Raw genomic sequence first — 26,279 nt, 5'->3', positions numbered from 1 at the left:
CGCGAACGCCCACCCGAGCCGGGGAGCGGGCCGGTCCGGGATGTGGACGTACCCACACGGTGGGTCCGGTGCTGGACGGAGGCGACTACGATCGACCAACCGGCCTCCCGCGCGCCGCCATGGTTGCCGGCATCGCGGGTACCACACCGGGCGGCAGCCCCGCCGACACCCGATCGAGGTGATGTCATGACCGGCACGACGCTCGACGACTACACCGACCGGTACGCCCGGCGGGTCCGGGGGATGACGGCCTCCGAGATCCGGGCCCTCTTCGCGGTGGCCAGCCGGCCGGAGGTGGTCTCGCTCGCCGGTGGTGCGCCCTACATCGCGGCGCTGCCGCTCGACGCGGTCGGCGAGATGCTCGGCCGGCTCGGCGCCGAGCACGGCGCCACCACCCTCCAGTACGGCATCGGCCAGGGCACCCCGGAGCTGCGCGAGCGGATCTGCGAGGTGATGGCGCTGTCCGGGATCGACGCGTCGTGCGGCGCCTCGCCCGAGGACGTGGTGGTCACCGTCGGCGGTCAGCAGGCGCTCGACCTGGTGGCCCGGCTCTTCCTGGACCCGGGAGACGTGGTGCTCGCCGAGGGCCCGACGTACGTCGGCGCACTCGGGGTGTTCCAGGCCGCCCAGGCCCAGGTGGTGCACGTGCCGATGGACTCCGACGGGTTGCTCCCGGAAGCGCTGGAGGCGGCCATCGCCGACCTGGCCCGGGCCGGCCGGCGGGTGAAGTTCCTCTACACCATCCCCACCTACCAGAACCCGACCGGCGTGACGCTGAGCGAGGAGCGGCGCGAGCGGGTGCTCGACATCTGCGAGCGCGCCGGGCTGCTGGTGGTGGAGGACGACCCGTACGGTCAGCTCGGTTTCGAGGGCGAGGCGCCCGCACCGCTGCGGGCCCGGCGGCGCGACGGGGTGTTCTACCTGAGCACCTTCTCCAAGACCTTCGCGCCCGGCCTGCGGGTGGGCTGGATCCTCGCCCCGCACGCGGTCCGGGACAAGCTCGTCATCGCCAGCGAGGCGCAGATCCTCTGCCCCAGCGGCTACGCGCAGGCCGCCGTCTCGACGTACCTGGGCACCATGCCCTGGCGGCAGCAGCTCAAGGTCTACCGGGAGGTCTACCGCGAGCGCCGGGACGCCCTGCTCGACGCGCTCGCGGACCTGATGCCGGAGGGCACCACCTGGACCACCCCGGCCGGCGGCCTCTTCGTCTGGGCGACCCTGCCCGACGGCCTCGACTCCAAGGCGATGATGCCGCGGGCCGTCGCCGCCCGGGTCGCCTACGTGCCGGGCACCGGCTTCTACGCCGACGGGACCGGCGCCGGCAACATGCGACTCAACTTCTCGTTCCCGCCCCCGGAGCGGATCCGGGAGGGCGTCCGTCGGCTGGCCGGCGTCATGGAGCAGGAGATCGCCATGCGCAAGGTCTTCGGCGCGGTCGGCGGGGCGGGTCCGCGGCGCCGGCAGGGCGGCTCCGACGCGCCCGGTCCCGACTTGGCATGATTCCCGCATGTCCGTCAGCCCTGCCGCACCCACGTCCGTGACCGGACCCGCCACCGACGAACTGCACGTGCTGGTGCTCGCCGGCGGGCTCTCCTACGAGCGGGACGTCTCGCTCCGGTCCGGCCGGCGGGTGCTCGACGCGCTGCGCGCGGTCGGCGTGGAGGCCGAGCTGCGGGACGCCGACGTGGCGCTGCTGCCCGCCCTCGCCGCCGACCCGCCGGACGCCGTGGTGATCGCCCTGCACGGCGCCACCGGCGAGGACGGCTCGCTGCGCGGAGTGCTCGACCTCTGCGACGTGCCCTACGTCGGCTGCGACGCCCGCGCGTCCCGGCTCGCCTGGGACAAGCCCTCCGCCAAGGCGGTGCTGCGCGAGGCGGGCATCCCGACGCCCGACTGGGTGGCGCTGCCGCACGACCGGTTCTCCGAGCTGGGCGCGGTCGCCGTCCTGGACCGGATCGCCGACCGGCTCGGCCTGCCGCTCATGGTCAAGCCCGCGCAGGGCGGCTCCGGCCTGGGCGCCGCCGTGGTCCGCGACGCCGGGTCGCTGCCGGCCGCCATGGTCGGCTGTTTCGCGTACGACCAGACGGCCCTGGTCGAGCGCTACGTGCCCGGGATGGATGTGGCGGTCTCCGTGCTCGACCTGGGTGAGGGCCCGCAGGCCCTGCCCCCGGTCGAGATCGTGCCGCGCAACGGCGTCTACGACTACGCGGCCCGCTACACCGCCGGCCGCACGACCTGGCACGCGCCGGCCCGGCTCGACCCGGACGCGGCCGAGCGGGTGGCCGAGGTGGCGCTCGCCGCGCACACCGCCCTCGGCCTCCGCGACCTCTCCCGCGTCGACCTGATCGTCGACGCGGAGGGGCAACCGCACGTGCTGGAGGTCAACGTCTCCCCGGGGATGACCGAGACCTCGCTGCTGCCGCTGGCTGTCCAGGCGGCCGGGCTGGACTTCGGGCGGGTGCTCGGCACGCTGGTGAGCCGCGCCGCCACCCGCCGGCCGTGACGTCAGGCTGACCCGGTCGCCTGCTTCGGCGTCTCGCCCTGTTCCGATGTGCGCGCCCGCTGTGGGGCGTCGGCCTGCCTTGGTACCGCAACCTGTTCCGGCGTCCCGGCCTGCTCCGGTTCGCCGGCCTGGTTCGGCGTGCCGGCCTGATTCGGTGTGGCGGCCTGGGCTGGCCCGTCCGTCTGGTTCGCTGTGCCGGTCGGTGCGCCGGCGTCGGTCGGCTTCGGCGTGGCGGGCTGGTCCGGCTCCTCGGCCGGTAGCTTCCCCTCCGCCGCCTCGTTCTCCGGGATCTCGTCAGCGGCCTCGATCACCGAGGCGGTCTCCTCCTCGGGTACCTCGGCCACCCCGGTGGTTGACGGGGCGCTGAGGCTGGACGGCGCCTGCCACTGGATGCGGGGCGGCTCGGCCAGTGGGCGGCCGCCGAACTCGGCGAGCCAGGCCGCGACCATCGCCAGGTTCTCCCGCCACTGCGCTTCCGAAATCGGCGGCAGGATCGAGTCCCACAGGGACAGGAACGTGCCCCGCAACTGCAGCTGCCCGTAGGGCCGCGCCAGGAACCACATGTGGAGGTGCGCGGAGCCGTCGCCCCAGCGGTTGACGTGCACGCGAGCCACGCCGTCCAGCGACCGGATGGCCCGCTCCAGACGCACGGTCATGACGCCCAGTTCGGCGGCGAGCAGGTTCGGCAGGTCGCCGAGATCGAGGTGCGACCGGGACTCCAGGATCAGCACCATCGGCAGGCCGGTGGGCCGGTCCATCGCCCGGACCCGCCATCGCTCACCCACCCAGATGTACGCCTCGTCCGGCGCGTTGCACGCGGTGCACTCCCGATTCCCCTCGCCGCGGCGGGGAGGCTCGACCGGCACCGGCTCGTCGAGTGGCTTGACGTGGAGATCGCCCTCGAAGGGAAAGGAGGGCCACTGGGTGAAGTCCGGGACTGAGGGAGGGGTGTCCTGCACGACGCTGACCCTAACCGAGTTGGCGACGCCTGTCCCTACTTGAGCGGCGAGGCGCTGAGCGTTCCTCGTCGATCCACAACCGGTTGTCCACCGCGTTGTCCACAGGCCGCTGAGCTAGCCACCACAGCGCGTCATCCACAGCTCAGCAAGGGTTTCCGCGCGGTGTTTCACGTGAAACGGGGAGCGCCTGTGGAAAACGACTGTGGATAACCGGGGGTCGGTCTCGACGGTGCCTGGAGGGCTCGATCCTTCCTTCCCAACGAGCGAGTCGACGATCGGCACTGGGTCGTTCCGTTGCTCCCGCAGATTCGTCTGCGCGGTCGCGGCGGCGGATCGGTGGATGGCGGGAGGGTGTTGTGTTTCACGTGAAACCGCACGCCGTGTCGGCGCTTCCAACTCGGCGGTGCGGTGGGCGGTGAGATCCGCCGGGCGGATGGACCGGCGTGTTCGCTGCGGTGCCGCAATCGTGCTTCGGCTGACGGTGAGCGGGTTGACGGGTTTCACGTGAAACAACGGATGGCGGGGAGAGATGGCTGTCTGCGGGCAGACACTCAGTTGGTGAACTGGGGAGCCGGTGCGGTTACACGGCGGGCTGTGGGCCGGCATGACTAGAGAGGGCCCGGGCCGGACGGCAGCGGGTCCTGGCCCGCTCAAGGAGCATCCCGGCCCGGCCCAGAGAAGTCGGCTTCTAAGCCGCGGCACGGGTAGGGCGCTGCCGGACAGCAACGAAGGGCCAGGGCTGCCGGGCCCTGGGCGGCAACGCCGGGCGGCCAACGAGGAGTTGCGCATCGCGAACAATGCGGAGGTGCCCGCGGCCCAGAGATGTTCTGCCGCGCCACCCGCTCGGCGGCTTGACGGCTCGGCCCACAGCGCTCAGCGGTCGACGCTCGGCGGCTCGACGCTCGGCTCGGTGCTCGGCGCTCAGGTTGGCGTTCGGCGCTCGGCGGTCGGTGCTCGACGGCACGAGGGTTGGCGGCACGGCGGTCAGCGGCTCGGTGCTCGGTGCTCCGCGGCCCGGCGGTCGGCGGCTCAGTGCTCGCCGCACGCTGCTCGGCGGTCGGTGGTGGGTGGTCGGCGGCTCGGCGGTCGGCGGCCCGGTGGTCAGCGGTCGCAACTCAGTGGTCGGCGCTGGCGGTCGGGGTCGGCGCTCGGCGCTAGGCGCTCGGCGGTCCCAGGACCGGCCAAGCGCGAATCGCCGCTTCGTCTCACGACCTCGCCGACGGCGGAACGCCTGAGGATCCCGGCACCTCTGGACGACGGCTCGCTCGGTTTCGCGACGCCCGACACACGGCGGAGCGGCGATGCGGTTGGCCCGCGGTGGAACACCACCCGGTGATCCCGCTCAGCGCCTCTGAGACGGGTGATGGTCGCGAGTCCGCACCCCAGAGGGCGCAGGGACGAAAGACGGTTCCAGGACGCTCACAGCGCTCCGGATGAACCACTTCTGCGGCGGAGCCCGCCGTCGAGAGACGTCCAAACGCGCCGGATGGCATCCGGCGCGAGGAACATCGGCAGCGACGCGGGCGGCCGCACGGCGGCTTGCACGAGTGACAGCCGGATTGTCTGTGAGGAGGAGACACGGCCGAACCTACGAGGCGCACCGGCTGGAGCCGAGTGAGCGGCACCCGATTGACGAGAGCGGCCCACGAGCGCACCGGGTGAGCGGTCCGCCGGTCGACATCGGGCCGGGCGACCCCGGGGCCTCCGCAACCGGCCGACATTCCGACGCCCCGGCGCTGCCCGGGCCCAACGCACTCTCCTCCGTTTCGTTTCACGTGAAACGGAGGCGCGGGGATTGCCGCTGCGGCGGTAGACCGGCGACCGCCCACACCCGCCTCGAGCCAGCTCGACAGCCAGACAGAGAGCCCTCTGGCTCAGCGGTTGTCGCCGCTGCCGCCCAGCAGGCCACGGCTTTGACGGCTGGCCAGTTTGGCAAGGTTGGCCGCCGCGATCTCGTCCAGCGACAGATCGAGGTAGTCGGCGAGCACGGCCACGTACCAGAGCACGTCACCGAGTTCCTTGGCGATGTCGGCCCGGTCGATCCGTGACTCGTCGCTGTCGAGGTCGCGAACCCACTTCTTGAACTTCTCGGCGATCTCGCCGGATTCGCCGACCAGTCCGAGCACCAGGTGAAGCAGCTCGTTCCTCTTGTCACGGGGAGCGGCCGTGCGGAGAGCAGCGCGCTGATACGCGTCCAGGTCCATGGCGGACCAGTATGCCGCGCCCATCCCACCAGCACGGTCCTGCTCCGACCATGGGAAAGCCGCCGGCGAGAAGCACAACAGCCGCGGTCATCTGCCGCACCGCCACCGCGTCGACATCCCGCACGCCTGCTCCGCAACGGCACCCACCAAGGTCACCCGCCCCGAAGACGGCGCCCAACCATGGCGAGGACGCCAGGACGCCCGACGCCGGGACGATGGACGCCGGGGGCCACGGACGCCATGGCCCGGACGCCAGGTTTACGAGCCTCCTCGAGCAGGCAGCACGCCTTCGCGCCACCAACCAGACCCGCCCGCTCCCGAACACCGCGGCCGGTCGGCCCGGAAACGACTCGGCCGCGTCGCCCCCGGAGGGACGACGCGGCCGAGAGCGACGGGGGCTGACTACTCCTCGGGCTGCTCCTCCTGCCCCACACCGATGATCCCGACGATCCGCTCCAGGTCGTCGACCGTCGCGAACTCGATCGTGATCTTGCCCTTGCTCCGGCCGATGTCGACCTTGACCCGGGTGTCGAAGCGGTCGGAGAGCCGGTCGGCGAGGTCCGTCAGCGCGGGCGCGTGCGGCTTCGGCCGGCGCTTCGCGGCCGGGGCCTTCGCGGGGCCGTCGGCGAGCGCCAGGGCCACCAGCTCCTCGGTGGCGCGTACGGAGATGCCCTCGGCGACGATGCGCTTGGCGAGCTGCTCCTGCGCCTCGGAGTCGTCGAGGCTGAGCAGGGCGCGGGCGTGGCCGGCGGAGAGCACCCCGGCGGCGACCCGGCGCTGCACCTGGGCCGGCAGGTTCATGAGCCGGATGGTGTTGGAGATCTGCGGCCGGCTGCGGCCGATCCGGCGGGCCAGTTCCTCGTGGGTCGCGCCGAACTCCTCCAGCAGCTGCTGGTACGCGGCGGCCTCTTCGAGCGGGTTGAGGTTCGCCCGGTGGATGTTCTCGAGCAGCGCGTCCCGGAGCATCGCGTCGTCCTTGGTGTCCCGGACGATGGCGGGGATGCTCTCCCGGCCGACCGCCTGGGCCGCGCGCCAGCGCCGCTCGCCCATGACGAGTTCGTACTTCTCGCTGTCGAGCTGCCGGACGACGATCGGCTGGAGGAAGCCCACCTCCTGGATGGAGGTCTTCAACTCCTCCAGCGCCTCCTCGTCGAAGACGTGCCGGGGCTGCTTGGGGTTCGGCACGATGCTGTCGACCGGGATCTCGGCGAAGCGGGCTCCGGGGACCGGGCTCAGTTGCGGCTCCGGCTCGATGGCGGGGGTCGCCGGTGCGGGCGTGTCGCCGGGACCCACGGCCCCGGTCACTGCCGCCGCCGCGCCGGCGACGGGGGCGGCCGGAACGGCCGGCGCCGTACCGTTCTCGGGTTCGGCGGTCGCCGGGGTGCTGCCCGGCACGGGCCCGGTGGGGATGAGGGCGCCGAGCCCTCGGCCCAGACCGCCGCGAGGACGGTTCTTCATGCGACGCCTCCCAGCGACTTCTCCGCACTACGCATTCCGGCTCACCGGCTCCTTGACGCCTCGCTCGGCAATTTCCTGAGCGGCCTCGAAGTAACTCGTGGCCCCCCGCGAACCGGGATCGTAGGTCATCACGGACTGCCCGTAGCTGGGCGCCTCGGAGACCCGCACGTTCCGGGGGATCACGGCCTCGAGCACCTTGTCCCCGAAGTGGTTCCGGACGTCCTGCTCCACCGCGTCGGCCAGCCGGGTACGGCGGTCGTACATGGTGAGCAGGATCGTGGAGACCTCGAGCTTCGGGTTGAGGTGCTGCCGAACCAGATTGATGTTCTGGATCAGCTGGTTGAGACCCTCCAGCGCGTAGTACTCGCACTGGATGGGGATCAGCACCTCCTGCGCGGCGACCAACGCGTTGACGGTGAGCAGGCCGAGCGAGGGCGGGCAGTCGATGAAGACGTAGTCGAAGTGCCCCGGGTAGGCGGCAATGGCCCGCGCCAGCCGGGACTCCCGGGCGACCACGGAGACCAGCTCGATCTCGGCGCCCGCGAGGTCGATGGTGGCCGGCACGCACCACAGGTTCGGGATTCCCTCGACGGCCTGGGCCACCTCCTCCAGCGGCACGCTGTCGATCAGGCAGTCGTAGACGTCCGGCACCCCGGTATGGTGCGGCACGTTGAGCCCGGTGGAGGCGTTGCCCTGCGGGTCGAGGTCGACCACGAGCACCCGGTTGCCGTGCAGGGCGAGCGCCACCGCCAGGTTCACCGTGGTCGTGGTCTTGCCGACGCCACCCTTCTGGTTGGCGACGCACATCACCCGGGTCCGTTCGGGGCGAGGCATGGTGACCTCACCACTGGGGTTCAGGATCTGCACGGCGCGCATAGCCTCCATAGCCAACGGTGGGTCATCCTCTTCGCGCGTCGGGGTTTCACGTGAAACGTACGTGCTCGCCGGGGCTTCGGCGCCGTAGCCGGCAGCCGGTGGCGTGTCGGACGGTGCGACCGCGCCAGCCGCCACGTCCGGTGCGGTCTCCGGTGTCGGCTGCTGCGGCACGGCCACCGCCGGCGGCTGCGGCTCGTAGCGCGCGGGGACCGCGGCGTTTCCGCGTACCGGGGCCGGACGGGAGGCGGGTGCGTTGGCCGGGCCGCCGTTCGGGTCGTGCGGATCCCGGGCCGGCGGGACGTTCGCCGGCACGGACGAGGTAGGACGCACGGCGCCGGCCTGGGGTACGTCCCGGCGCACCACCGGCTCACAGTCCGGCGGACGCGTGGACGGGTCGTGGGGCTCACCGCTCGGCGGCCAGCCCTCGAAGTTGGTTTCACGTGAAACGGGGCCGGTGGCGGAGGGTCGCTCGCCTGGCCCGGTCACCCGCGGATCGTCGTACCTGCCGTCGTCATGCACCTGTCATCCCTGCCCGCTCCGGATGGTCGGTCCGCACCCGTCTCTCAGGCCCCCGCGCTCGCCGCGCGGCGTCACCGGCCCGGTGGGAACGGTCCGGTTCGGGTGCCGCCCGGCACCGCCGCTCCACACTATCGGCGCGCGGCCAGCCTACGGCCGACGGGCGCAGCGGGTCCACGTCGGGTTCTGATCGATCAGCTCACGCCCATTCGGACCAACGACCGGACGGGCGTCGGGAAAGCCTTGGGGCGTCAGCGATCCCGGCCCTGCGCGCCCCGGCGTCGGCCGCCCCGCGAGCGCTTCGGCCCCTTCTTTCTGGCCGGACCGACCACCCGCTCGCGAACCACCTCGATCACCGTCGCGGGTGGGTCGATCACGTCGACCCCGCACCGGTGCAGCTCCGGCTCGCCCCCGCCGAGCCGCGCCACCGCGGCGGCGTGCTCGGCGATCTCCTCGGCGGCGGAGGCACCCTTGAGCGCCACCAGCCGGCCACCGGGCACCGCCAGCGGAAGGCACCAGGCGGCAAGCCGGTCCAGCGGGGCCACCGCGCGCGCGGTGACGATGTCGGCAGTCAGCGGCTCCCGGTCCCGGGAGCCGGCGGCGGCCTCCTCGGCGCGCCCGCGGAACACCCGGACGCATCTGGTCAGCCCCAGTTGCTGCACCGCCTCGATGAGGAAGGCGGTGCGCCGGGCGAGCGGCTCGACCAGGGTCACCGTGAGGTCGGGCCGCGCGATCGCCAGCACCAGGCCGGGCAGGCCGGCCCCGGAGCCGACGTCGATCAGGCTGGCGCCCTCCGGGATCCGCTCGGCCATCGCCGCGCAGTTGAGCAGGTGCCGGTCCCAGAGCCGGGGCGTCTCGCGGGGGCCGATCAGGCCGCGCACCACACCGTCCGTGGCCAGCAGTTCGGCGTACGCGGCGGCCAGGTCGAGCCGGTCGCCGAAGAGGGCACGGGCAGCCTCCGCCAGTTCGGGTGGCAACGTCGCACCCGCAGCGGAGGGCTGGTCGCCGGATGATCCGCTCGCACCGTCCACAGGAGACGGAAGCGCGCGGGTCGGATCGGCGTTGCTTCGGCCACCGGACGGCAGGTCGTCCACCTCGCGGCCGCCGGCCTCGACCTCGCGGCCCGCGGCGGACGGCCCACGGCCCGCGGCGGACGGCCCACGGCCCTCGGAGGAAGGCTGGTGGTCCGCGGGGGATCGCTCAGGGCCCACGGGGGCGGGCTCGGCAACCACCGGGTCGACCGCAACCACCGGGGTGGGCTCGGCAAACACCGGGTCGACCGCGCCCACCGGGGCAACGGACTCCTCCCGCGCCGACGGCTCGGCCCGCCCCTCCGACTCCCCGGAGAAGGCCGGCGTCACCTCGGCGGCCGGGTGGGCCGCGACGACATGCTCGCCCGTCACCGGAACCGGCTCGCCGGCGGTCACCGCCTCCCCCGAGAACGCGGGTTCACCGGAGAAGGGAGTCTCGCCGGAGAACGCGGGCTCACCGGAGAAGGTGGGGTCGACCGGGCCGTCGCCCTCGGAGAAGACCGGGTCGACGGTCGGGTCGCCGTGGACAGGCGACGGCCCGGGCGGCGTACCGCCCGGGCCGGCAACGGCACCCGCCGTCGTCTCGTCGGAGGCCACCTCCGTCAGTCCGTCACCGGCCGGACGACGATGCGGCGGTTCGGCTCGACGCCCTCGGACTCGCTCTCCACGCCGCTCATCGCGTTGACCACGTCGTGCACGCACTTGCGCTCGAACGCGGACATCGGCTCCAGGCGCACCGGCTCGCCGTGCTCCTTGACCTTCTCCACCGCGTTCTTGGCGACGGCGGCCAGCTCCTTGCGGCGGGCGGCGCGGTAGCCGCCCACGTCGAGCAGCAGGCGGCTCGGCGAACCGGTCTGCCGGAACACCGCCAGCCGGGCCAGCTCCTGCAGCGCCTCCAGGGTGGCGCCGCGCTGGCCGACCAGGTTCTGCAGGCGAGCGCCGACCACCTCGACGACCGGGCGGCCGCCGGAGACCAGCTCATCGATGTCGCCGTCGTAGTCGAGGATGTCGAGCAGGCCCTCGACGTAGTCGGCAGCGATCTCGCTCTGCCGGAACAGGTCGCTGTCGGCGGGTGCCTTCTTCTCCCGGGCCTCGGACTGGGCCTCCTCGGCCTCCTCCGTGGTGGCGGCCGGCGCGGTGTCCTCGTCCAGGGACTGGTCGGCGCTGGGGATGCTGGTGTCGGTCACGGTCTCATCTCCGTACTCGCTCGGCCGGACCGTCGGGTCCGCTGGTTTCCCGGGGCCGGCGGGAGGTTCGCCGGTGCCCTCGGGCACGTCTGTACGGGCCAGTTTCGCCCGTGACCGCGCTCCGCGCGGCGGTTCCGGCCCGGCGCCGACCTTCTCGGTGGCAGCTCGGGGCCGGAACGGGCCGCCACCGGATCTCCGGCGGCGGCCCGGCGGGCTCAGCCCTGTCGCTTGGCGGGGCGACCGCCGCTCTTCTTCGGGTTGACCGGCTTGGCGCCGGGCTTCGGGCCGGCCACCTTGGGGGCGGCGGCCGGGGCCTTGACGGCCGGCTGGGCGGTCTTGCGGCCGAGCAGGCCACCGGTCTTGACCGGCTGGGCGGTCTTGCCACCGGTGGCCTTCCCGGCGGTGCTGCTCTTCGGCGGCACCAGCGGCGGGAACTTCCGCAGCACCCACTGCTGCTGGCCGAGAGTGAAGAGGTTGTTGGTGACCCAGTAGATGATCACACCGATCGGGAAGATTGCGCCCGAGATGAGCAGCGAGAACGGGATGCCGTAGAGCATCAGCCGCTGCACCATGCGCTGCTGCGGGTCCTCCGCCCAACCGGTCTTGAGGATCATCTGCCGGCTGGTCAGGTAGGTGGTGGCGATCATGATGCAGACCAGCACGCCGGCGACGATCTTCACGGTGGTGAGGTTCGCGCCGAGCGACGCCATCTCGGCGGCCGTGGAGCCGAACTTTCCGGAGATCGGGGCGGAGAAGAGCTTCGCGTTCGAGGCGCTGTTGAACTGCTCGACGGTCCAGCCATACAGGGTCTTGCCCTGGTTGTCGGGGTTGAGCCGCTTGAGCGTGTGGAACAGGCCGAGGAAGACCGGGATCTGGAGGAACATCGGAAGGCAGCCCATGAGCGGGTTGGCCTTTTCCTTCCGGTAGAGCTCCATCATCTCCTTCTGGAGCGTCTCCCGGTCCCCCTTGTGCTTCTCCTGCAGCTCCTTGACCTTGGGCTGGAGCGCCTGCATGGCCCGCTGCGACTTGATCTGCTTGACGAAGACCGGGAACAGGATCACCCGGACCGTGACCACCAGGAAGATGATGGAGAGGATCCAGGCCCAGTTCGTGCCGATCACGGCGTCGACCGAGACCCCGATGGCGTCCCAGGCCGAGTGCCAGGTCAGCAGGATCCACGAGATCGCGTAGTAGATCCAGTCGAGACTAAACACTCAGGCTCCAGTCACGTCGGAACGGCGGCGGTCGCCCGGCTCCGGCACCGGGTCGTGTCCACCTGGATGGAAGGGGTGGCAGCGCGACAGCCGCCGGACCGTCAGCCAGGCTCCCCGCAGCGCACCGTGCCGGGACACCGCCTCGACGGCGTAGGCACTGCACGACGGGTAGAACCGGCAGCGGGCCGGCAGTGCCGGACTTATCCACCGACGGTACGCGATGATGGGCGCCAGCAGCATGCGGGCACCGGTGGTGGGCCGCGGCGCGGCAGTGTGTTCGGTCACCGGGACCGCCGACCCCGGGGGGAGCGCGCCGCGGCGAGGGCGGCGTCCAGGTCGGCCCCGAGCCGGGCGTACGACGCCTGGGCGGCCGGCGGCAGCGCGCGTACGACAAGGGTGCTGCCGGCGGGCAGGTCGGCCAGCCGCTCGCGGACCAGGTGGCGGAGCCGGCGGCGGACGGTGTTCCGGACCACGGCGTTGCCGACGGCCTTGGACACGACGAAGCCGGCGCGGCGGGGTGCGGAGGTCTCCGCACCGCTGCTCCGCGCCGGCTCCGGCGAGGTTGTCGCGGTGGATCCGGTCTGCTGGGGAAGGGTCAGGTGCACCACGACGGCGCCACGGCCGACGCGTCGGCCACCCCGGACCGCTGCGGCGAAGTCGCTACTGCGCCGCAGTCGCTCGGCGGCGGCCAGCACGACTGCCCACGTCCCCGGACCGGACCGGTCGGCCTCAGGCCGACAGGCGGGCGCGGCCCTTGGCGCGACGGGTCGAGATGATGGCGCGGCCGGCACGGGTGCGCATGCGCAGCCGGAAGCCGTGGGTCTTCGCGCGCCGGCGGTTGTTCGGCTGGTAGGTGCGCTTGCTCACGTCAGGCTCTCCGTTGTCGTACGCCCCGCGCGGGGGATCGCCCGGGGTCGTGTGGTGGTCCAGGCCACCGCTACGGTGGCCTCCGATCGGTGCTGCCCGGCGGCGCGGGGCCCCGGCGGTGCGGGGAGATGACCGCGGACAGCAAGCACCCATCACCCTAGCAGAGGGCGACAGAGCAGCCCCTCCAGCCTACGCAGGGGGCAATGACCGTCAAACCTCACACCCGGTCCGTGACCAGCGCCGGAAGCGCGACCGAAGGGGCGGTTTTCACTGATGTTGACAAGGCTGCCCCGGTGTCGACGGTTGATGGCGCGGGGTCCGCGCTGTTAGCGTGCCCGATTGCGGTCGGCGTCGGGGGTCCTGGGTTTGTCGCCGACCGGCAAGACCGGACAAGGTAGTGAATCGTTCGGCACGGTGAACCCGCTTCAGCGCCTCCGGGAACCAGGGGGCAGGTCCGACCCGCGTCCGGTGGGCGGCCACAATCGGTCGGTACACAGGCTGTGGATAACTTGTGGATGACGACCGGTCAGCCGTCCGGGCGGGCGTGAGGAGAGGCGAGGGGGTGGCACGACGGTGACCGGAGCGAACGACCTTGCCGCGGTGTGGACGGCGACGACCGACGAGCTCGCCGACGAGATCATCTCCGCGCAACAGCGGGCGTACCTCCGGCTGACCCGGCTCCGGGCGATCGTCGAGGACACCGCGCTGCTCTCGGTGCCGGACGCCTTCACCCGGGACGTGATCGAGTCCCGCCTCCGCCCGGCCATCACCGAGGCGTTGAGCCGCCGGCTCGGCCGGCCCATCCAGGTCGCCGTCACGGTGCGCGTCGCCGAGGACCCGGGCGGCCGCCCGGCCGGCACCGTCTACCGCGCCACCCCGGAGCCCGTCGCCGAGCCCGACGGCCCCGCGGACCTGCTCGCCGGCTTCGACCAGCCCGGCCCGGCCGACGCCGCGCCCGGCTTCCCGGGGCTGGGCTTCCCCCCGGCCCGGCCGGAGGTCCCCGCCTACGCGGATCCGCGTCCGGAGCCGCCCGTCGAGGAGCCGGCCCCCCGGCAGCGCACCGCCGACGGCAACCGGCCGCAGCTCATCCCGGCCAGTCGGGACGGGCAGGACACGCTGTTCAGCGCCGCCTTCGCCGAGCCGCTGCGCGCCGCCCCCGAGCGCCGGGCCTTCGACGAGCCGCCCCGGGTCGAACCGTCCGCCCCCAACGCCGGCGGCTACGAGCCCCGCTACCGGGAGGCGCCCGGGCGGGCCGACGTTGCGCCGCTGCGAGGCCTGCCCCGGGACGGCGCCACCGACAGCGGTCCCGGCCGCGGCGGCCCGGACCACCGCCCGGGCGGCCAGCCCGACCGGCGGATGCCCAGCGGCGCGGAGAGCGGCGGCAACCGGCTCAACCCGAAGTACATGTTCGAGACGTTCGTCATCGGCTCGTCGAACCGCTTCGCCCACGCGGCGAGCGTCGCGGTGGCCGAGTCGCCGGCGAAGGCGTACAACCCGCTCTTCATCTACGGCAGTTCCGGGCTGGGCAAGACCCATTTGCTGCACGCCATCGGGCACTACGCCACGACGCTGGGCAACGCCCGCTCGGTCCGGTACGTCTCGACCGAGGAGTTCACGAACGACTTCATCAACTCGCTGCGCGACGACAAGACCAGCGCGTTCCAGCGCCGCTACCGTGACGTCGACATCCTCCTGATCGACGACATCCAGTTCCTGGAGAACCGGGAACGGACCCAGGAGGAGTTCTTCCACACCTTCAACACCCTGCACAACGCCAACAAGCAGATCGTGATCACGTCCGACCGCTCGCCGAAGCAGCTGGCGACGCTGGAGGACCGGCTGCGGACGCGGTTCGAGTGGGGTCTGCTCGCCGACATCCAGCCGCCGGACCTGGAGACGCGGATCGCGATCCTGCAGAAGAAGGCGGCGCAGGAGCGGCTGTTCGCCCCGCCGGACGTGCTGGAGTTCATCGCCTCCCGGGTGTCGAACTCCATCCGGGAACTCGAGGGCGCGCTGATCCGGGTCACCGCGTTCGCCAGCCTCACCCGCTCGTCGGTGGAGCTGTCGCTGGCCGAGGAGGTGCTGCGGGACTTCATCCCGGACGGCGCCGGCCCGGAGATCACCGCCGACCAGATCATGGTCTCCACGGCGGACTACTTCGGGGTGAGCCTGGAGGACCTGCGCGGCCATTCGCGGTCCCGGGTGCTCGTCAACGCCCGCCAGGTGGCCATGTACCTGTGCCGGGAGTTGACCGACCTGTCGCTGCCCCGGATCGGGCAGGCGTTCGGCGGCCGGGACCACACCACCGTCATGCACGCCGACCGGAAGATCCGCCAGCAGATGGCGGAGCGGCGCTCGCTCTACAACCAGATCGCCGAGCTGACCAACCGGATCAAGCAGACCACCTGATCCGTACGCGAACCGCGATGCCCGGCCGGACCACCGGCCGGGCTTTTTCGTGCCGGTGTACGCCCCGCGCTTGACCCTCGACCCGGTGCAGGGCCCAGGATCAGAGTCGTGTTCATCCACACCTCGACCCGGTTGTCCACATCCCCTGTTCCACAGACGGTGGAAAACCACGCTCGGTCCCCGTCCGGTTACCCACAGACTGTGGACAACCTCTGGGGACGACGCTGTGGACGCCTGGGGACAACGGTCTCGTTGTCCACCGACGACGGTCGGCCTGTGGGCGAGCTGTTGAAGGTTCTGGGGATGACGACGGTCGACGCCGTCGGCGCCGTCCACAACACTGGGGAGAAACCCGGTGGATTAGCGGTGGACAACCGGTGGACAGCCGTGGAAAACCCGGCGGCCGGCGACGGCTGTGGACCGGGACACGGGTTGTACCCCTGGTTCTCCACAGCGAAACCACCGGTGGATAACCTGTCTGACCTGCGCGGACGGCGGTTCTCCACAGTTTGCACAGGTGCGATGAAGACGATGAGTTATCTCTTCTAAACAACAAAAACCAATCATCACCGTTGGACTTCCTGTGGATCGGGCCGGAGCACTGCCGCCGGCAGTCGCCCGGGCACCTGGATCCACGGGGTCGGGCGCACAGCCGATGCCCACGCGCCCTAAGGTGCGATGGGTACCCGCACGGTCGGGCGGGACGGGTGGCAGCGGTCGGCATGAGAGAGTTGTCGCTGACGTCGACGCGGAGGCATTGATGAAGTTCCGAGTGGAGCGCGACGCGCTCGCCGAGGCGGTCGCGTGGACCGCCAAGAGCCTGCCCAACCGACCTTCCGTTCCGGTGCTGGCCGGGGTGATGCTCCGCGTCACCGACGGCAACCTCCAGGTCTCCGGCTTCGACTACGAGGTCTCCAGCCAGGTCACCGTCGAGGTACAGGGTGACGCCGACGGCGCCGCCCTGGTCTCCGGCCGGCTGCTCGCCGAGATCACCAAGGCGCTCCCGGCCAAGCCGGTGGACATCGCCGCCGTCGGCGCGCACCTGGAACTGGTCTGCGGCAGTGCGCGATTCACCCTGCCGACCATGCCGGTCGAGGACTACCCGACCCTTCCGGAGATGCCGGAGAGCGCCGGCACGGTCGACGCGGCCGCCTTCGCCGCCGCGGTGGCCCAGGTGGCCGTGGCCGCCGGTCGCGACGAGACGCTGCCGATGATGACCGGTGTCCGGATCGAGCTGTCCGGCAGCACGCTGGCGATGCTCGCCACCGACCGCTACCGCCTCGCCCTGCGCGAGATGGCGTGGAACCCGGACGACCCGGAGATCAGCCTCAACGCGCTGGTGCCGGCCCGCACGCTGCACGACACCGCCAAGGCCCTCGGCCCGCTCGGCGGTCACGTGACCATGGCGCTCTCCCAGGGTGGTGCCGGCGAGGGCATGATCGGCTTCTCCGGCGGCACCCGCCGGACCACCAGCCGGCTGCTCGACGGGGCCAACTACCCGCCGGTGCGCTCGCTCTTCCCGGCCAACCACAACGCCGAGGCCCGGGTCCCGGTCGCCACGCTCATCGAGGTGGTCAAGCGCGTGGCACTGGTCGCCGAGCGGACCACCCCGGTGCTGCTCAGCTTCAGCTCCGACGGCCTGGTGGTCGAGGCCGGCGGCACCGAGGAGGCCCGGGCCAGCGAGGCCATGGAGGCGACCTTCACGGGTGACCCGCTGACCATCGGCTTCAACCCGCAGTACCTCATCGACGGCCTGACCAACCTGGGCGCCCAGCACGCCCAGCTGGCGTTCGTCGACGCCTTCAAGCCCGCGGTGATTTCGCCCGCGGGCGAGGATGGCGAGGTCATCCCGGGGTACCGGTACCTCATCATGCCGATCCGCGTGTCCCGCTGATCGACGGCAGCACCACCCAGACGTACGGAGGTAGGAGCAGATGCAGCTCGGCCTGGTAGGACTCGGCCGGATGGGCGGCAACATGCGCGAGCGGTTGCGCGCCGCCGGTCACGAGGTGGTCGGTTACGACCGCAACGCGGAGCTGAGCGACGTCGCGAGCCTCGCGGAGCTGGCCGACAAGCTGGAGTCGCCCCGCGCGGTCTGGGTGATGGTCCCGGCCGGCGTCACCGACGCCACCATCGACGAGCTCGCCGGCGTCCTCGGCGAGGGCGACATCATCATCGACGGCGGCAACTCGCGGTTCAGCGACGACGCCCCGCGCGCCGAGCGCCTCAACGAGCAGGGCATCGGCTACATCGACGTCGGCGTCTCCGGCGGCGTCTGGGGCAAGCAGAACGGCTACGCCCTGATGGTCGGTGGCGCACAGGAGCACGTCGGGCGGCTGATGCCGATCTTCGAGGCGCTCAAGCCCGAGGGCGAGTTCGGCTTCGTGCACGCCGGTCCCGTCGGCGCCGGCCACTACGCCAAGATGGTGCACAACGGCATCGAGTACGGCCTGATGCACGCCTACGCCGAGGGCTACGAGCTGCTGGCCGCCTCCGAGCTGGTGACCAACGTGCCGGGCGTCTTCAAGTCCTGGCGCGAGGGCACCGTGGTCCGGTCCTGGCTGCTCGACCTGCTCGATCGGGCGCTCGACGAGGACCCGGAGCTGGCCGAGCTGAGCGGCTACACCGAGGACACCGGCGAGGGCCGCTGGACGGTCGACGAGGCGGTCCGGCTGGCCGTCCCGCTGAACGTCATCACCGCCTCGCTGTTCGCCCGGTTCGCCTCGCGGCAGGACGACTCGCCCGCCATGAAGGCCGTCGCCGCGCTGCGCCAGCAGTTCGGCGGGCACGCCGTCCGCAAGCGCTGACCGGCATCCACAGCCTGTGTACGTCCGCCGGCTCGAACTTGTCGACTTCCGCTCCTACGAGCGGGTCGGCGTCGACCTGGAGCCGGGCCCGAACGTGCTGGTCGGCGCCAACGGCGTCGGCAAGACCAACCTGGTCGAGGCGTTGGGCTACGTGGCGACCCTGGACTCGCACCGCGTCGCCACGGACGCCCCGCTGGTCCGGATGGGCGCCACCTCGGCGGTGATCCGCTGCGCGGTGGTGCACGAGGGCCGGGAGCTGCTGGTCGAGCTGGAGATCGTCCCGGGCAAGGCCAACCGGGCCCGGCTGGGCCGCTCCCCGGCCCGCCGCGCCCGGGACGTGCTCGGCGCGCTGCGGCTGGTGCTCTTCGCCCCGGAGGACCTGGAACTGGTCCGCGGGGATCCGGCCGAGCGCCGCCGCTACCTGGACGACCTGCTGGTCACCCGCCAGCCCCGGTACGCCGGGGTGCGCGCCGACTACGAGCGGGTGGTCAAGCAGCGCAACGCGCTGCTGCGGACGGCGTACCTGGCCCGGAAGACGGGCGGCTCGCGGGGTGGGGACCTGTCCACCCTCGCCGTCTGGGACACCCACCTGGCACACCACGGGGCGGAGCTGCTCGCCGGCCGGCTGGAGCTGGTCGCCGCGCTGACCCCGCACGTGGCGAAGGCGTACGACGCGGTGGCGGCGGGCCGGGGGGCGGCGGGGATCGCGTACCGGCCGTCGGTGGAGCTGCCCGAGGCGACCACCGACCGGGCGGCGCTGGTCGAGGCGCTCGCCGCCGCGCTGACCGCGAACCGGTCGGCGGAGGTCGAGCGGGGCACCACGCTGGTCGGTCCGCACCGGGACGACCTGGCGCTGACCCTCGGCCCGCTGCCCGCCAAGGGCTACGCCAGCCACGGCGAGTCCTGGTCGTACGCGCTGGCGCTGCGGCTGGCCGGGTACGACCTGCTGCGCGCCGACGGGATCGAGCCGGTGCTGGTGCTGGACGACGTCTTCGCCGAGCTGGACGCCGGCCGTCGGGAGCGGCTGGCCGAGCTGGTGGGCGGCGCGAGCCAGCTCCTGGTGACCTGCGCGGTGGACGACGACGTGCCGGCGACCCTGCGGGGCACCCGGTACGCGGTGGGCGAGGGGACGGTACGCCGTGTCGGATGAGGTGCAGCTCCCGCCCGCACGGCTGGGGCCGGGACGCGGTGGGCGTACCCCGGAGGGGCCGGAAGCGAAGGCGGGCGGTGCGGCCGGCGCGGACCTGCCGGAGGGTGCGTCCGGGCCGGAGCTGGCCCGGGCGGTGCTGGACGCGGCGAAGGCCCGTCGGCAGGCGGCGGCCGGCACCCGTCGGCGTAGCGCGATCCGTGGCGACGGGGAGAAGCGGTTGCGCGGCTACTCCGGCCCGGGGCCGGATCCGCGCGACCCGCAGCCGCTCGGCGCGGTGCTGGACAAGCTGGTGAAGGCGCGCGGCTGGCAGCAGCCGGCGGCCGAGGCGACGGTCTTCGGCGCATGGGAGCGGGTGGTCGGGCCGGACGTGGCGCAGCACAGCCGCCCGGTGAAGCTGGAGAACGGCGAGCTGACCGTGGAGGCCCGCTCGACGGCGTGGGCCACCCAGCTGCGGCTGCTCGCCGGCTCGCTGCTCAAGCAGATCGCCAGCGAGGTGGGCCACAACGTGGTGCGCAAGCTGCACATCCACGGTCCGGCCGCGCCCTCGTGGTCGCGCGGCCCGCGCCGGGTGCGGGGCCGCGGCCCGCGCGACACCTACGGCTGACGGTCGGCGCGGCGTGCCTCGCGCCGGGCGCGCTTGAGCTCCCGCTGCTCGCGGCTCCACTGCTTGCGGCGCTCCAGGTCCTGCTTCCAGGCCTCGCGGGCCAGCCGTGAGCCGCCCTGCACGGCGCCCTGCACCTGGGAGGGGCCGGCCAGGTTGCGGAACACCCAGCCCATCAGGCGGCCGCCCTTGCCGGAGGCGTCGCCCACCTGCTCGTCGTCGCTCATCCGCCCGCCCTCTCCCCGGCCGCGTATCATTGGCGTAGCAACAATTGGTACACCAATCGTTGCTACGATCGCAACCGACGACGAGGAGGACGAGGGTGGCCGACCAGCTCGAGGGTGATCCCCTGGCGCTGGAGCAGCAGGTGTGCTTCGCGCTCTCCGTCGCCGCGCGCGGCGTCGTCGCGGTCTACCGCCCGCTGCTGGAGCCCATGGGGCTCACGCACCCGCAATACCTGGTCATGCTGGCGCTGTGGCAGCACGCGCCGCTGTCGGTCCGGGAGCTCAGCCGGCTGCTCCAGCTCGACCCCGGCACCCTGTCACCGCTGCTGAAGCGGCTCGAAGCCGCCGGCTACGTGCGGCGCGAGCGGGACACGTCGGACGAGCGCAGCCTGGCCGTGTCGCTCACCGCCAGCGGGCAGGCCCTCCGGGCGCAGGCGGAGCGCATCCCGCCGGCCATCGTGCAGCGGCTCGGCCTGCCGCTGGCGGACCTGCGGCACCTGCACACCGTGCTCACCGAGGTGATCGCGGCGGCCAACCGGGCGACGGCGGCCGGGACCGGCGAGGCCGGGCAGCCGGGTCAGGCGTCGGCATAGACCGCGAAGCCGCGCTCGGCGCAGCGCCGGTAGAACGCGGCGAGCACGCTCAGCTCGGCACAGGTGAAGTTCCACTGCGGCGGCTCGCCGCTCTCGCCGCTCTCGTCGCGCAGCTTGTCCAGCCGGCTGTCCAGCCAGCGGAGCTGCTGCTCGGCGAGGCGCCCGTCGCCGAGCAGCGAGCGCAGCACCTCGCTGACCGACTCGAACGTGACCGCCTCGCCGAACGGGCGGTGCCGGGCGACGAACTTCTCCACACCCTCGGCGATCCAGGAGCAGCCGTCCGGGTCGATCACCGGGTCCTCGTCCTCGGCAGAGTTCTCCGTGGCGTAGAGCACATTCTCCAGGCCGAGGATGAGGTCGACCAGCTCCGTGTAGGCGGTCGCGCGCACCGTGCCGGTCTTCGCGATCAGCTCGGCGAGCGCGGCGGTCGGTGCCGAGATGCGTGGCATGTCCACGATCTCGCCGAAGTCGACGAACTCGGCCGGCGCGACCGGATCGTAGAAGCGGCCGGTCCGCGGCCAGTGCACCGCGACGTTGTCCAGCCCCATCTGGCGTCACCTCTCAGCAAGCACGTTGTCCGACCGATCGGGTCGATCGTCCCGGTTCCGGCCGCGAAAGATCAAGACCGCAGGTGGCGGCGCCGCAAAAGGTACGGCACGGCAGGTCCCACCGCGACCCCCGGTCGGTCACCCGCCGGTACCGATCCGGTGGCGGTCGCGCCCTCGATCAGGGCCTCGCGTGTAGGGGGAGTCGCGGACAGCACGGTTCGGCCCCCTACGGCAATCTCAGCCGCCCCGCAGGGGGTGCCGAGTGGCGGTTTGGTCGGCTGCGCAGAGTAAGATTGACGGCGAGACGAAAGACCCGACACGGAGCGGCGGACAGGGGCCCCAGGGCCCTTGATCATTGTCCCGCATCGGGTCGAGCCGATCGCGATCCGCGGGCAACCGCGGCGACCGGCGTACGCGATCCGTGACCTGGAGATCCGGGGACCGGTCCGTGCGCGCCGACGTCGCGTCCTGTCCGCCGAACCCGCGCCCCGCGCCCTGGCGCGGCGGGTGCGAGAAAGTGGCCGAGGGTGGCAGCGGAGGACAACAAGAAGTACGGCGCCGAGTCGATCACCGTTCTCGAGGGCCTGGAGGCGGTCCGGAAGCGGCCCGGTATGTACATCGGGTCCACCGGTGAACGCGGCCTTCACCACCTCGTGTGGGAGGTCGTCGACAACGCCGTGGACGAGGCGCTGGCCGGCTTCTGCGACACCATCGACGTGGTGCTGCTGGCCGACGGCGGCGTCCGGGTCACCGACAACGGTCGTGGCTTCCCGGTCGACCTCCACCCCAAGCTGAAGAAGCCGGGTGTCGAGGTCGCGCTGACGGTGCTGCACGCGGGCGGCAAGTTCGACGGCAAGGCGTACGCCGTCTCCGGCGGCCTGCACGGCGTCGGTGTCTCGGTGGTGAACGCCCTCTCCACCAAGATGGCTGTGGAAATCCACAAGGACGGCTTCGTCTGGCGGCAGGAATACCACAACTCCAAGCCGACCCCGCTGGAGAAGGGTGAGCCGACCGACCGGACCGGCTCGGCGGTCTCCTTCTGGCCCGACGCCGACGTCTTCGAGACCGTCGACTTCGACTTCCAGACCATCTACCGGCGCCTCCAGGAGATGGCCTTCCTCACCCGCGGCCTCACCATCCACCTGCTCGACGAGCGGGTCGCCGAGACCGAGGAGGGCAAGCCCCGCGAGGTGACCTTCCACTACGAGGGCGGCATCGCCGACTTCGTCCGGCACCTCAACGCCTCCAAGAACCCGATCCACAAGACGGTGGTCGAGTTCGGCGCCGAGGAGGAGGGCATGTCGGTCGAGATCGCCATGCAGTGGAACGAGTCGTACGGCGAGTCGGTCTACACCTTCGCCAACAACATCAACACCCACGAGGGCGGCACCCACGAGGAGGGCTTCCGGGCCGCGTTGACCAGCGTGGTCAACCGCTACGGCGCGGAGAAGAAGCTGCTCAAGGGCGACGAGAAGCTCTCCGGCGAGGACATCCGCGAGGGCTTGGCCGCGATCATCTCGGTCAAGCTGACCAACCCGCAGTTCGAGGGCCAGACCAAGACCAAGCTGGGCAACACCCCGGTGAAGAGCTTCGTGCAGCGGGTCTGCAACGACCGGCTGGTCGACTGGTTCGACCGGAACCCGGCCGAGGCGAAGACCATCATCCAGAAGGCGTCGCAGGCGGCACGGGCCCGGATCGCCGCCCAGCAGGCGCGCAAGCTGGCCCGGCGCAAGTCGCTGCTGGAGTCCGGCTCGATGCCGGGCAAGCTGGCCGACTGCCAGTCCACCGACCCGCGCGAGTCCGAGGTGTTCATCGTCGAGGGTGACTCGGCGGGCGGCTCGGCCAAGCAGGGGCGTGACCCGCGTACCCAGGCGATCCTGCCGATCCGCGGCAAGATCCTCAACGTGGAGAAGGCCCGGATCGACCGGGTGCTGAAGAACAACGAGGTCCAGGCGCTCATCACCGCGCTGGGCACCGGCATCCACGACGACTTCGACATCGAGAAGCTGCGCTACCACAAGATCGTGCTGATGGCCGACGCCGACGTCGACGGCCAGCACATCCAGACGCTGCTGCTCACGCTGCTCTTCCGCTTCATGCGGCCGCTGGTCGAGCTGGGGCACGTCTACCTGGCCGCCCCGCCGCTCTACAAGATCAAGTGGAACAAGAAGGGCGACGACGCGCAGTACGCGTACTCGGACCGGGAGCGGGACGGGCTCATCGCGCTGCGCCAGCAGAAGAAGCCCAACGCCCGGCCGGACGACATCCAGCGGTTCAAGGGTCTCGGCGAGATGAACTACCCCGAGCTGTGGGAGACCACCATGAACCCGGCCACCCGCACCCTGCGCCAGGTGACCCTCGACGACGCCGCAACCGCTGACGAGCTGTTCAGCGTCCTCATGGGTGAGGACGTCGAGGCGCGCCGGTCCTTCATCCAGCGCAACGCCAAGGACGTGCGGTTCCTGGACATCTGACGGGCTGCATCGGGCCGGCCGGAGATCCACTGGCCGGCCCGGCAGTCCACAGAGTTATCCACAGTCTGGCCGGTATCCACAGCCGTTATCCACAGCACGAAAACGACTCTGAGTCTGATAAGGGTTAACAGTGACCGATACTCCCGAGTCCACGCCGAACGAGCCGGAGACCCCGGAGACACTGGCCGCGGTCGTCGCGCACGACCGGATCGAGCCGGTCGGGCTCGAGGTCGAGATGCAGCGCTCGTACCTCGACTACGCGATGAGCGTGATCGTCGGGCGGGCCCTGCCGGATGTCCGGGACGGGCTCAAGCCGGTCCACCGCAAGATCCTCTACGCCATGTTCGACTCCGGCTACCGGCCGGACCGCGGCTACGTGAAGTGCTCCCGTGTCGTCGGTGACGTGATGGGTCAGTTCCACCCGCACGGCGACTCGGCCATCTACGACGCGCTGGTCCGGATGGCGCAGCCCTGGTCGCTGCGCTACCCGCTGGTCGACGGCAACGGCAACTTCGGCTCGCCGGGCAACGACCCGGCCGCCGCCATGCGGTACACCGAGTGCAAGCTCGACCCGCTGGCCATGGAGATGCTCCGGGACATCGACGAGGACACCGTCGACCTCCAGGACAACTACGACGGCCGGGCCAAGGAGCCCACGATCCTGCCGTCCCGCATCCCGAACCTGCTGATCAACGGCTCCGAGGGCATCGCGGTCGGCATGGCCACCAAGATCCCGCCGCACAACCTGCGCGAGATCGGCGCGGCCGTGCAGTGGTGCCTGGAGAACCCGGAGGCCGACGAGGCCACCACGCTCGAGGCGCTGCTGGAGATCGTCAAGGGCCCGGACTTCCCGACCCACGGCCTGATCGTCGGCCAGGCCGGCATCCAGGACGCGTACCGGACCGGGCGCGGCTCGATCCGGATGCGTGCGGTGGTCGAGGTCGAGGAGGACAAGCGCGGCCGGCCGGCGCTGGTGGTCAGCGAGCTGCCCTACCAGGTCAACCCGGACAACCTGGCCGAGCGCATCGCCGAGCTGATCAAGGAGGGCAAGCTCGGCGGGATCGCCGACATCCGCGACGAGTCCTCCGGGCGTACCGGCATGCGGATCGTGCTCGTGCTCAAGCGCGACGCGGTTGCCAAGGTCGTGCTGAACAACCTCTACAAGCACACCCAGCTCCAGGAGACCTTCGGCGCCAACATGCTGGCGCTGGTCGACGGCGTGCCGCGCACGCTCAACCTGGCCCAGTTCATCCGCTACTACGTCGAGCACCAGATCGAGGTCATCCGCCGGCGGACCGCGTTCCGGCTGCGCAAGGCCGAGGAGCGGGCGCACATCCTGCGCGGTCTGGCCAAGGCGCTGGACGCGCTCGACGAGGTGATCGCCCTGATCCGGCGCTCGCCCACCGTGGAGGACGCCCGCCAGGGCCTCATCCGGCTGCTCGAGATCGACGAGGTCCAGGCGACCGCCATCCTCGACATGCAGCTGCGCCGGCTGGCCGCCCTGGAGCGCCAGCGGATCCTGGACGACCTGGCCAAGCTCGAGCTGGAGATCGCCGACCTCAAGGACATCCTCGCCAAGCCCGAGCGGCAGCGGCGGATCGTCTCCGAGGAGCTGGGCGAGATCGTCGCCAAGTGGGGCGACGACCGGCGCACCAAGATCGTGCCGTTCGACGGCGAGGTCTCGATGGAGGACCTCATCGCCCGCGAGGACGTGGTCGTCACCATCACCCGCACCGGGTACGCCAAGCGCACCAAGGTCGACCTCTACCGCTCGCAGCGGCGGGGCGGCAAGGGCGTCAGCGGGGCGACGCTGCGGCAGGACGACATCGTCAGCCATTTCTTCGTATGCTCCACCCACGACTGGATCCTGTTCTTCACGAACAAGGGCCGGGTCTACCGGGCCAAGGCCTACGAGCTTCCCGAAGCCAGTAGGGTGGCCAAGGGCCAGCACGTGGCCAACCTGCTCGCCTTCCAAGCGGACGAGCAGATCGCGCAGATCATCGAAATCCCGAACTACCAGGTGGCGCCCTACCTGGTACTGGCCACGAAGAACGGCCTGGTGAAGAAGACGCGGCTCGAGGAGTTCGACTCCAACCGCTCCGGCGGAGTCATCGCGATCAACCTGCGCGATGAGGACGAGCTGGTCGGTGCTGCCCTCGTCGCCCCGACCGACGACCTGCTGCTGGTCTCCAAGAACGCGCAGGCCATCCGCTTCAACGCCAGCGACGAGGCGCTGCGGCCGATGGGCCGGGCCACCTCCGGCGTGATCGGCATGCGGTTCAGCGAGGAGGATGTCCTGCTGGCGATGGAGGTCGTCCGCGAGGGCATGGAAATGGACGTGCTGGTCGCGACGAACGGGGGATACGCGAAACGTACCCCGATCGAGGAATACCCGGTCCAGGGCCGGGGAGGTAAGGGCGTGCTGACTGCGAAGATCACCGAGCGACGCGGTGGTCTGGTCGGTGCCGTGGTGATCAGTCCGGACGACGAACTGTTCGCCATCACCAGCAACGGTGGCGTGATCCGGACTCCGGTGAAGCCTGTACGCCGTACGCGTGACCGGAACACAATGGGGGTCAAGCTGATGGACCTCCCGGACGGCGTGACTATCGTGGCGATTGCTCGCAATGCCGACGAGCCTGACGAACAGGACTAGTT

General features: G+C 71.6%; 23 protein-coding genes. 11 read left to right on the top strand and 12 right to left on the bottom strand.

Annotated elements, in window-relative coordinates; translation table 11 throughout:
• Window positions 1-186: 186 nt before the first annotated feature.
• Window positions 187-1,500: an aminotransferase-like domain-containing protein gene (locus GA0070214_RS18500; protein WP_091264952.1), complete on the top strand. Its 1,314-nt coding sequence runs from the start codon at window positions 187-189 to the stop codon at window positions 1,498-1,500.
• A 7-nt stretch (window positions 1,501-1,507) separates the two neighbouring features.
• Window positions 1,508-2,503 carry a D-alanine--D-alanine ligase family protein gene (locus GA0070214_RS18495; RefSeq protein ID WP_091264950.1) on the top strand — a complete coding sequence of 332 codons (996 nt, stop codon included), beginning with the start codon at window positions 1,508-1,510 and terminating at the stop codon, window positions 2,501-2,503.
• A gap of 2 nt (window positions 2,504-2,505) precedes the next feature.
• Here the strand turns inward: GA0070214_RS18495 and GA0070214_RS32510 are convergent, their stop codons facing one another.
• From GA0070214_RS32510 to rpmH, 10 genes are all read right to left on the bottom strand, one after another.
• The gene (locus GA0070214_RS32510) at window positions 2,506-3,462 is read right to left on the bottom strand and encodes a hypothetical protein (protein ID WP_244167757.1); all 957 of its coding nucleotides are present in this window, start codon (window positions 3,460-3,462) and stop codon (window positions 2,506-2,508) included.
• Window positions 3,463-5,336: 1,874 nt separating this feature from the next.
• The gene (locus tag GA0070214_RS18485; protein WP_091265571.1) at window positions 5,337-5,666 is read right to left on the bottom strand and encodes a nucleoside triphosphate pyrophosphohydrolase family protein; all 330 of its coding nucleotides are present in this window, start codon (window positions 5,664-5,666) and stop codon (window positions 5,337-5,339) included.
• 402 nt (window positions 5,667-6,068) lie between these two features.
• The gene (locus GA0070214_RS18480; RefSeq protein ID WP_091264947.1) at window positions 6,069-7,124 is read right to left on the bottom strand and encodes a ParB/RepB/Spo0J family partition protein; all 1,056 of its coding nucleotides are present in this window, start codon (window positions 7,122-7,124) and stop codon (window positions 6,069-6,071) included.
• Between the two features lie 27 nt (window positions 7,125-7,151).
• A complete protein-coding gene (locus tag GA0070214_RS32835; protein WP_377463000.1) occupies window positions 7,152-8,177 on the bottom strand; it encodes a ParA family protein in 1,026 nt (341 codons plus the stop codon).
• 590 nt (window positions 8,178-8,767) lie between these two features.
• The gene (gene rsmG / locus GA0070214_RS18470) at window positions 8,768-9,547 is read right to left on the bottom strand and encodes a 16S rRNA (guanine(527)-N(7))-methyltransferase RsmG (RefSeq protein WP_244167768.1); all 780 of its coding nucleotides are present in this window, start codon (window positions 9,545-9,547) and stop codon (window positions 8,768-8,770) included.
• A 602-nt stretch (window positions 9,548-10,149) separates the two neighbouring features.
• Window positions 10,150-10,734 (bottom strand): Jag family protein, encoded by a 585-nt coding sequence (locus tag GA0070214_RS18465; protein ID WP_091264940.1) that lies wholly within the window; start codon window positions 10,732-10,734, stop codon window positions 10,150-10,152.
• Window positions 10,735-10,949: 215 nt separating this feature from the next.
• The gene (gene yidC / locus GA0070214_RS18460) at window positions 10,950-11,948 is read right to left on the bottom strand and encodes a membrane protein insertase YidC (protein WP_091264937.1); all 999 of its coding nucleotides are present in this window, start codon (window positions 11,946-11,948) and stop codon (window positions 10,950-10,952) included.
• Window positions 11,949-12,188, bottom strand: coding sequence for a membrane protein insertion efficiency factor YidD (gene yidD / locus GA0070214_RS18455; RefSeq protein WP_013477538.1), 240 nt, complete (start codon window positions 12,186-12,188; stop codon window positions 11,949-11,951).
• 41 nt (window positions 12,189-12,229) lie between these two features.
• Window positions 12,230-12,643: a ribonuclease P protein component gene (gene rnpA / locus GA0070214_RS18450; RefSeq protein ID WP_091264929.1), complete on the bottom strand. Its 414-nt coding sequence runs from the start codon at window positions 12,641-12,643 to the stop codon at window positions 12,230-12,232.
• Window positions 12,644-12,677: 34 nt separating this feature from the next.
• A complete protein-coding gene (gene rpmH / locus GA0070214_RS18445) occupies window positions 12,678-12,815 on the bottom strand; it encodes a 50S ribosomal protein L34 (protein WP_013736606.1) in 138 nt (45 codons plus the stop codon).
• Window positions 12,816-13,388: 573 nt separating this feature from the next.
• On the opposite strand from rpmH, the gene dnaA reads away from it, so the two are divergent.
• From dnaA to GA0070214_RS18420, 6 genes are all read left to right on the top strand, one after another.
• Complete coding sequence (gene dnaA / locus GA0070214_RS18440; protein WP_091264925.1) at window positions 13,389-15,224, top strand: chromosomal replication initiator protein DnaA; 1,836 nt, start codon at window positions 13,389-13,391, stop codon at window positions 15,222-15,224.
• Window positions 15,225-15,500: 276 nt separating this feature from the next.
• Entirely contained in the window at window positions 15,501-15,773 is a 273-nt protein-coding gene (locus GA0070214_RS31530; protein ID WP_139141873.1) for a hypothetical protein, read from the top strand.
• Window positions 15,774-15,984: 211 nt separating this feature from the next.
• Window positions 15,985-17,118 carry a DNA polymerase III subunit beta gene (gene dnaN / locus GA0070214_RS18435; RefSeq protein WP_091264922.1) on the top strand — a complete coding sequence of 378 codons (1,134 nt, stop codon included), beginning with the start codon at window positions 15,985-15,987 and terminating at the stop codon, window positions 17,116-17,118.
• A 40-nt stretch (window positions 17,119-17,158) separates the two neighbouring features.
• Complete coding sequence (gene gnd / locus GA0070214_RS18430; RefSeq protein ID WP_091264918.1) at window positions 17,159-18,031, top strand: phosphogluconate dehydrogenase (NAD(+)-dependent, decarboxylating); 873 nt, start codon at window positions 17,159-17,161, stop codon at window positions 18,029-18,031.
• Window positions 18,032-18,047: 16 nt separating this feature from the next.
• Complete coding sequence (recF, locus tag GA0070214_RS18425) at window positions 18,048-19,181, top strand: DNA replication/repair protein RecF (protein ID WP_091264915.1); 1,134 nt, start codon at window positions 18,048-18,050, stop codon at window positions 19,179-19,181.
• Entirely contained in the window at window positions 19,171-19,785 is a 615-nt protein-coding gene (locus tag GA0070214_RS18420; RefSeq protein WP_091264911.1) for a DciA family protein, read from the top strand. The genes recF and GA0070214_RS18420 overlap by 11 nt, the downstream gene beginning before the upstream one ends.
• On the opposite strand, the gene GA0070214_RS18415 is transcribed toward GA0070214_RS18420, so the two are convergent.
• Window positions 19,776-20,009 carry a hypothetical protein gene (locus GA0070214_RS18415; protein WP_091264907.1) on the bottom strand — a complete coding sequence of 78 codons (234 nt, stop codon included), beginning with the start codon at window positions 20,007-20,009 and terminating at the stop codon, window positions 19,776-19,778. The two genes, GA0070214_RS18420 and GA0070214_RS18415, sit on opposite strands and share 10 nt — an antisense overlap.
• A 95-nt stretch (window positions 20,010-20,104) precedes the next feature.
• Here GA0070214_RS18415 and GA0070214_RS18410 point away from each other — a divergent pair, with 95 nt between their 5' ends.
• A complete protein-coding gene (locus GA0070214_RS18410) occupies window positions 20,105-20,599 on the top strand; it encodes a MarR family winged helix-turn-helix transcriptional regulator (RefSeq protein WP_091264904.1) in 495 nt (164 codons plus the stop codon).
• On the opposite strand, the gene GA0070214_RS18405 is transcribed toward GA0070214_RS18410, so the two are convergent.
• A complete protein-coding gene (locus GA0070214_RS18405) occupies window positions 20,584-21,147 on the bottom strand; it encodes a hypothetical protein (RefSeq protein ID WP_091264900.1) in 564 nt (187 codons plus the stop codon). The genes GA0070214_RS18410 and GA0070214_RS18405 overlap by 16 nt on opposite strands.
• Before the next feature lie 527 nt (window positions 21,148-21,674).
• On the opposite strand from GA0070214_RS18405, the gene gyrB reads away from it, so the two are divergent.
• Window positions 21,675-23,621, top strand: coding sequence for a DNA topoisomerase (ATP-hydrolyzing) subunit B (gyrB, locus tag GA0070214_RS18400; protein ID WP_091264897.1), 1,947 nt, complete (start codon window positions 21,675-21,677; stop codon window positions 23,619-23,621).
• Window positions 23,622-23,751: 130 nt separating this feature from the next.
• Window positions 23,752-26,277, top strand: a complete 2,526-nt coding sequence (gyrA, locus tag GA0070214_RS18395) for a DNA gyrase subunit A (RefSeq protein WP_091264894.1) — start codon at window positions 23,752-23,754, stop codon at window positions 26,275-26,277.
• The last annotated feature ends 2 nt before the right edge of the window (window positions 26,278-26,279 follow it).

It is taken from the genome of Micromonospora chaiyaphumensis (assembly GCF_900091435.1).
Lineage (GTDB): Bacteria > Actinomycetota > Actinomycetes > Mycobacteriales > Micromonosporaceae > Micromonospora > Micromonospora chaiyaphumensis.
The sequence above is the reverse complement of the archived record's forward strand: the minus strand, read 5'-3'. Positions and strand labels throughout refer to the sequence as shown.